We start from the raw sequence: 6,795 nt of genomic DNA, 5'->3' as shown, positions 1-6,795 counted from the left end.
CCGGAAGCCGGCGGCGGGGCAGGTATCCTGGTGGTCGATCTCCACGAAGGAGGCCTCAATGGTCACCTTGGACCGGGGCATCTTGAAGGTATACTTGCCGTCGCCCTTGTCGGTCAGCTCGATCTCGTCCCCGTTCTTGTCGGTAACGGTCAGCTCGTCCAGCTCATAGCCCTCGTCGGCCTTGACAGTGATGGTCACCGTCCGGCCGCTGGAGGCGCTCTTGGGGGACACGGTCACGCTGCCGTTTTCAATGTTCTTGTCCACGCTGACGGAGTAGCTGCTGGAGCCGCCGCCTCCACCACTGGAGGAGGGGACATAAGTGTTCAGATCTTCAGGGCGCATAGTAGGCGCGGTGTAGTAAGGACCTAGTTGTGTGTTTTCATTTGTCCCTTCTTCTGTCGTGTCATCTCGTACTAGCAGGATCTTTCCCTGGCCTTCGCCAATGATCTCATCAGGATTTAAGCCATTCCAATAGCAATAGCTCAGGTCGATGTCCTGCTCCGCGCCCAGCTCGGTGACCTTGATGATCTCCTCCTGCATGGTATCGCAGATAAAACTGTTTTTGGTAATATCCAAGGTAGTGGCGTCGGACAGATTGGACAGTCTCATCGCGCGGCCGTCCCTCTCGCCAGTGCCATGAGTGGCCCACTGGTCAAATTTGTTGTCAGAGATAACAACAGTTTTGATTCCGTTAGAACCTGATAGGGTGATTCCATTGAATCCCATATTCGCAAAAATGTTATTCGTAATTGTAGCTGTGCCGCAGACTGTGGCATACACGCCGCCGTTTTTAGTGCTATCCTGGGCACCGCTGAATTGATTTTGGGTGATGGTCAGCCCGCTGATAGGAGAGTCGCCATTATTGATATGGATGGCATAGATATTGTCGCCGGTTATATTCCGGAACTCATTGTCACGGAAAACCAAAGCCCCTACCTGGTCCAGATCGGTGGTTTGGGTCCAGGCCGTCAGGCTGATTCCTTTGCCGTCGAATACCAGGTCCTCGATGGTCATATTCAGTCCACTGGCCGACCCTCCGGCGAAGGAAATACCGCCGGTCAAAATGGCTGTATGGTCCTCCGGGCCCTGCACTGTAATGTTTGTTAAGGGCATAGTGATAGCTTCCGAATGGGTGCCAGGCAGGATCTGGACCGTGTCTCCGTTCTGAGCGGAGTTAAGTGCCAGCTGCAGACTAGCATATTTTACATCGTCGCTCTCCGCGAGCCAGGAAGTTCCATTGTTGGATACGACCACATTCTCATCACTTCCAGAGAGATTGTCATAGGCGTAAAGCGATTTGCTGGGGGCCTCTATCTGGTCCAGTGTTGTAGTGGAAATGTTATTTACAGCATGTACTTGCCGTTCAGGGATATTGTCGCCCACCGGGATCTCTGTAAACTGCAGGTTTCCAATGATGCCGCCCGCAAATGTGCTGGAGGAGATAGACTCCGCCCAGTTTTCATTTCCAGACACCACAGCGGAATTATAGACTGTACCTACGATGCCACCACCATCGTTTCCGCCGTCGATGCTGCCACTGTTTATGTTATTCATAATCTCAATGACTGCTTTTTTAGGATAGCTGGCAGCTGCGCCGTTATAACGCACCCAGCCCACGATACCGCCTGTACCATAGGCATCTGCATTGTTGTTGGTGATGTCAGCGGTATTCATACAGCCAATCACACTGCCATAATTCTGCTGTTCCGCAACGATACCTGCAACATCAGCCCCATTCCCCTGGATAGGTGCAGCGTTGGTACAGTTGCTCACCTTAGCAGAAGACAAGCCCGCAATGCCGCCTACGGCACCCGCGGTGCCGGTCACAGTACCATAGTTGTGGCAACCGATGATACTCATTTCACCGTCTTCAGCAGTATAGTAGGCAGCACCGACAATGCCGCCTATATTGGCGCCGGTGCCGGAGATTGAGGCGTAGTTCGTACAGTTAGAAATCGTCCCGGACTTGGTCATACGACCGACGATGCCACCATTTCCGCGGGCTGCCGCAACTTGAGAGCTATCGCTGTCCGCAGTTCCTATGGTACAGTTGCCTACAGTACCGCCTTCGCAGAGCATACCAACTATGCCGCCCGCCATCTCGCTGGTAGGCACATTAATAGTTACGTTGGTCAACGTCAAATCCTTGATCTGTCCACCAGCTACAATGCCGAACAGTCCAATGGCGTAGTCCGCCTCATTTGTAGCGTTGATTGTCAAGCCGGAGATCGTATGGCCATCCCCGTAGAAAGTACCTCTAAAAGGGTTGGCATTTTTATAACCAGCCCCGTCGCGAGTTCCTGTGCCGATTGGCGTCCAGTTACTTTCGGCAGATAGATCAATATTATTGCTCAGAAGGATTGTCTTCCCCTCAAAGGTATTACCTCCATTGACCATCTCGCGGAACGCGACGAGGTCCTCAGCTGACGCAATGATATACTCTCCATTACTGTCAGGAGACAGTTCAACTGCAAAGATATATGTAGGAAAAATAAATATTATCATCATTAAAGCCATTATCTTTGCCAATATTCTTTTTTTCATCGTATTCAAATTCCTCCCCAATCCGATTTAAAAATGTGTACTTTTTGGAATCGAAGATTATGATAAAATTTGTAGCTAAATAGTTGCTTTTTCCTTGCGTGAATGCTATATTTTCTATTGAGAAGGTGTGCTTCCTCAAATTTGGAAAAGTACACTTTTTTATTTTTTGCGTTCTACTCCTTAAAATATCCACAAGACCAGCGCCATGGATTTCTCATAAAAAATTCCATCTGCAAGGTGTTGATTTTCAAAAATAGGTAGAAAGTTCTAATATCTATGTAAAATTTGGGAAAAATCTTTTCAAAAGATTTGACGTGCCATGGTTCTTACTGATATACTGTTGGCCGAATTGGAACTTGTTCCCATTTCCGGCCCCCCTTGGGGCCAGAGAGGAGATCCTATCATGGAATTGAAAGAGAGGTTTTGGCAGCTGACACAAGAGCGGTTTGGCCGCGCCCCGGACCAGTGTGACGACGGCCAGCTCTATGAGGGGCTGCTACTCCTTACCCAACAGATGGCTCAAAGCCTCCCCGCTCCGGACAGCGGCCGGAAGCTGTACTATTTTTCCGCCGAGTTTTTGATGGGCAAGCTGTTGTCCAACAATCTGCTGGCGCTGGGCCTCTATGACCCGGTGAAGAAGATACTGTCCGACCTGGGCCGTGACCTGGGGATCATTGAGTCTATGGAGCCGGAGCCCTCTCTGGGCAACGGCGGCCTGGGCCGGTTGGCTGCCTGCTTTCTGGACTCTATCGCCGCCTTGGGGCTGCCTGGGGACGGGGTTGGACTCAACTACCACTATGGCCTGTTCCGGCAGAAGTTCGTCCATAACAAGCAGGCGGAGGAGCCGGACCCCTGGATTCAGCCGGACAGCTGGCTCATCGCCACCGGCCGGACCTTCTCTGTCCCATTCGGTGGTTTTGATTTGACTGCGGTCCTCTATGATATCGTCGTTCCTGGCGCGGGCAGCGGGTGCGCCAACCGCCTCCACCTCTTCGACGTGGAGCGGCCCGCTCCTCAGCCCTGGGTAGGCATCAGCTTCGACAAGGAGGACATTGCCCACCGCCTGACCTCCTTCCTCTATCCCGATGACAGCGACGAGGCGGGCCGGCGGCTTCGGGTCTACCAGCAGTACTTCATGGTATCCGCCGGCGCCCAGCTCATACTGACGGAACTGGAGGAACGGGGCTTTTCTCCCCGTCAGCTCTCTGATCATGTGGTCATCCAAATCAACGACACCCACCCCTCTATGGTCATCCCGGAGCTGATCCGCCTGCTTACGGACCGGGGACTGTCTATGGATGAGGCCATTGATCAGGTGTCCCGCACCTGTGCCTATACCAACCACACAATTTTGGCGGAGGCACTGGAAAAGTGGCCCCTTTCCTTTCTCCAGGATGTGGCGCCTCAACTGGTCCCTATTATCCAAGAGCTGGACCGCCGGGTCCGGGAGGACCATCCAGATCCCCGTGTGGCCATTCTGGACAGCCAAGGGCTGGTCCACATGGCACACATGGACATCCACTACGGCTTTTCCGTCAACGGGGTGGCCGCTCTCCACACCCAGATCCTCAAAGAGTCTGAGCTGAAGCCCTTTTACGACCTCTACCCCCAGAAGTTCAACAACAAGACCAACGGCATTACCTTCCGCCGGTGGCTGGAGGCCTGTAATCCCAGCCTGGCGGGCCTTATCGACCAGTGCATCGGCGGCGGCTGGCGGAAGGACCCCCGGCAGCTAGAGGACCTGTTGAACTTCGGGGACGATCCGGCGGTGCTGGAGCGGCTGCTGGCTATCAAGCAGGACAACAAGAATCAGCTCTGCCGCCTGTTGTGGGCCGAGCAGTCCATCGCCCTGGACCCACAGTCTATCTTTGACATCCAGATCAAGCGGCTCCATGAGTACAAGCGGCAGCAGATGAACGCCCTGTATATCATTCGGAAGTATCTGGATATCAAGGCGGGCCGGCTGCCCCAGCGGCCGGTGAGCGTCCTCTTTGGGGCCAAGGCCGCCCCGGCCTATACCATGGCAAAGCACATCATCCATCTGATCCTCTGCCTCCAGCAGCTCATCGAGCGGGACCCCCAGGTCCGCCCATGGCTCCGGGTGGCCATGGTGGAGAACTACAATGTGACCTGGGCGGAGCGGCTGATCCCCGCCTGTGATATCTCGGAGCAGATCTCCCTGGCCTCCAAGGAAGCCAGCGGCACCGGGAACATGAAGTTTATGGCTAACGGGGCGGTCACACTAGGAACGATGGATGGAGCTAATGTAGAGATCGCCCAGCTGGTGGGGCCAGAGAATATCTACACCTTCGGCGTACAGAGCGGCCAGGTCATCCAAATGTACGATGAAGGAAGCTATCGGCCGCTGGACCTCTACCACCGTCCGAGCATCGAGGAGCTGGTGGACTTCCTGGTGTCCCCGGAGCTGCTATCCATCGGGGACCCTGCCTGCCTGTCGGCCCTGTGGAATGATATGAAGTGCAAGGACTGGTTCATGGCGCTGCTGGACACAGAGGACTACATCGCCGCCAGGGACCAGTGCGTGGGTGACTACGGCGACCGGCAGGGCTGGGCCAAAAAGATGCTGGTCAACATCGCCAGGTCGGGCTACTTCTCCGCTGACCGGACCATCCAGGAATATGATCAGGACATCTGGCGCCTGAAATGAAAGACCGCTCCCCCGGCATTGCTGGGGGAGCGGTCTTCCTCTTAGGGCAAGGAGGGGGTGTAGTCCTTGGAGGGGAAAAATTCCAGCCTCCGTTCCCACTGTTCCGGGTCAACATCCGGCCAGCACTCATAGGAGCCGGCGGGCAGGATGACCAGCGTTACCTGGTCGGGGATGTGATAAAACTGGCGGTAGTAGTCGGCGTACTCCACATTCCAGGGGTTTCGGGTGTGCCAGACCACCCTCTCGTACCGGTCGGTAGGCAGGATCAGGGTGTCGTTTCCCTGTTCCACCGCCTGGGAGGTGAGTTCCTCCCGCAATGTTGTACAGCCCAGCACTGTCCAGTGCATCCACCCCCAGCAGATCATCAGAGCCGCCAGCGCCCCACTGGTCAGGAGCTGGACGGGCCAACGGGCGAGCAGCGGGGCGGCCATATCGGCGGCGGTCAGAATCAGCATGGCCATGGGGAAAAAATACAGCCGCTGGCCCAGGGTAGTGGTAGCGGCCAGGGGGAGTAAGGACAGTGGGGCGGCCAAGCAGAGGAGGAACCGGCCGAGCTTTACACTAGGTTCTGTCCGCTGAACCAACGGGGCCAAAAGGACCAGGGCCCAGATCAGGGCGCTGACGGCGACTCGAACGGGAGTGTCGTATTCCTCAGTCTGGAGGAGCAGCCCGTGGTAACCCAGCGGCAGAAGCCCCAGAAGCGCCAGGGGACGGAGCCGGCTGTTCCAGAAGCCGAGGGCAAGGATGACCGCCGAGGGCAGGGCGATATGGGGCCCCCGCAGGAAACTGATAGGCAGCAGGCGGACGAAATACTGTTCCAGGATACCAGTCAAAGCCGCTGGGAGGCCCCCAGACCAGTCGAAGGTCAGGTCACGCAGACCGTTGAGGGCGGAGCCTTCCAAAAGTAGCTGGGAAAAAGAACCGCCGCCAAAGATGATGGCCGCTGCCAGGGCGGAGCCTAAGAATCCCGCCCACAGGGGCAAACGCGCGGATTTGTTTCCCAAGGAGCAGAGGGCGGTCAGCAGAGCGGCCCCCAAAAACAGCAAGGTCAAATTTTCCACGAACAGCCCCATAACCACCTCAAGGGCAAGGAAAAGAACAGCCCAGAGCAGACGATGTCCGCCCCTATCCACGATGCGGCGTACCAGAAGCAGCCATACCAGAAATAAGAGGGTGGGCACTACATAGTTGCCAAATCCGGACACCCATGCGTAGGTCTCCTGCCACATGACGGGCGGCATGAGCAGCAGCCCCGCGCTGGAGGCCAGATAAATGGGCAGGAGGGACCGCTCCTCCCCACGAGCCGCCAGTCGGGCCATTAGGAGAGGGATAGCGAACATGGTCAGCCCCATGATCAGAGTTTTGACCAGCGGAGAATGGCACATGGCAACGGCAAAGAAATTACCCACATACCGGCTGTTCAGCGATCCCTGGAGCCACCAGCGCAGCCCCTGGTCCATGCCCCACTGCAGATCGTCCGTGGTACTGTATGGCACCGACCAGGCAATATACAGATAGAATACCAGCGCCCCCAGAAGGAGCGCTGTCTCTGCTGAACTTCGTTTGGACAAGCCAACGCCACC

Annotated in this window: 3 protein-coding genes; 1 reads left to right on the top strand and 2 read right to left on the bottom strand. The window is 55.9% G+C overall.

From position 1 onward, the window contains the following. Positions 1-2,220: InlB B-repeat-containing protein (locus H8S11_RS12715; protein WP_436233180.1), on the bottom strand; the 2,220-nt coding region annotated here is incomplete at its 3' end. Between the two features lie 727 nt (positions 2,221-2,947). On the opposite strand from H8S11_RS12715, the gene H8S11_RS12710 reads away from it, so the two are divergent. Next, positions 2,948-5,212: a glycogen/starch/alpha-glucan phosphorylase gene (locus H8S11_RS12710; protein WP_186853386.1), complete on the top strand. Its 2,265-nt coding sequence runs from the start codon at positions 2,948-2,950 to the stop codon at positions 5,210-5,212. Between the two features lie 41 nt (positions 5,213-5,253). Here the strand turns inward: H8S11_RS12710 and H8S11_RS12705 are convergent, their stop codons facing one another. Beyond that, complete coding sequence (locus H8S11_RS12705) at positions 5,254-6,783, bottom strand: DUF6056 family protein (RefSeq protein WP_186853385.1); 1,530 nt, start codon at positions 6,781-6,783, stop codon at positions 5,254-5,256. Between the last annotated feature and the right edge of the window lie 12 nt (positions 6,784-6,795).

The sequence above is a fragment of the Flintibacter hominis genome, assembly GCF_014287965.1.
Taxonomy (GTDB): Bacteria; Bacillota; Clostridia; order Oscillospirales; family Oscillospiraceae; genus Lawsonibacter; species Lawsonibacter aceti.
This window is presented reverse-complemented; position numbering and strand designations above follow the sequence as displayed.

What these genes read in the sequence shown, in the direction of transcription:
- H8S11_RS12710 (WP_186853386.1), top strand. Translation starts at nt 2,948, where the DNA reads ATGGAATTGAAAGAGAGGTTTTGGCAGCTGACACAAGAGCGGTTTGGC.